General features: G+C 48.5%; 2 tRNA genes and 2 rRNA genes. All 4 read right to left on the bottom strand.

The features are described 5' to 3' along the window. Nucleotides 1–236 (bottom strand): 23S ribosomal RNA (locus tag WS40_RS10945); the annotation flags it as partial. A 145-nt stretch (nucleotides 237–381) separates the two neighbouring features. Then, nucleotides 382–458, bottom strand: a tRNA-Ile gene (locus WS40_RS10940). A gap of 38 nt (nucleotides 459–496) precedes the next feature. After that, a tRNA-Ala gene (locus WS40_RS10935) sits at nucleotides 497–572 on the bottom strand. Between the two features lie 157 nt (nucleotides 573–729). Then, nucleotides 730–790: ribosomal RNA gene (locus WS40_RS10930) — 16S ribosomal RNA — on the bottom strand; the annotation flags it as partial.

The following is a 790-nucleotide window of genomic DNA, read 5'->3' as shown; positions in this document are numbered from 1 at the left end:
GAATCTCGGTTGATTTCTCTTCCTCGCCCTACTTAGATGTTTCAGTTCAGGCGGTTCCCCTCATACACCTATGGATTCAGTGTATGATGCCGGAGCTTTATTCCGGCGGATTGCTCCATTCGGACATCTGCGGATCATCTCATACTTGCTGATCCCCGCAGCTTTTCGCAGCTTATCGCGTCCTTCGTCGGCTCCCAGTGCCAAGGCATTCACCCTGCGCTCTTTTTAGCTTGACCTTATGTTTTGAATCTTTCGGTTCTCTCTAACTTGCTCAGTTCATTGTAGTTTTATGTCTTTCGACATATCCCATAATTTGCTTTACAGTTATTCTCGTTTCGTTTTCATTGTTCAATTTTCAATGTGCAAGCGCCCTTTCGGGCTTGGTGGGCTAAAGTGGACTCGAACCACCGACCTCACGATTATCAGTCGTGTGCTCTAACCAGCTGAGCTATTAGCCCGCATTTCGGAAAGCCAGTCTCGTTTCCACATCCTCTCCTGGTGGAGATGAGGAGGATCGAACTCCTGACCCCCTGCGTGCAAAGCAGGTGCTCTCCCAGCTGAGCTACACCCCCATATCAGAGGTTGTGGACTCTCGCCTTCGCCTTCCCAATTTTGAAAGTTCATCTAAGAACCTTCAAAATCGAACAGAAACCAACTGAAGTTTGAACCCTCAGGTTCTAAAAACCTAAGGCATAGAGCCAAACATCTGCTTGACTCGATTCTCCTTAGAAAGGAGGTGATCCAGCCGCACCTTCCGATACGGCTACCTTGTTACGACTTCACCCCAGTC

It is taken from the genome of Ruminococcus sp. N15.MGS-57, assembly GCF_000980385.1.
Classification (GTDB): Bacteria; Bacillota; Clostridia; order Oscillospirales; family Ruminococcaceae; genus Hominimerdicola; species Hominimerdicola aceti.
Note: the sequence above shows the minus strand (reverse complement) of the source record. Positions and strands in the feature narration are given on the sequence as shown.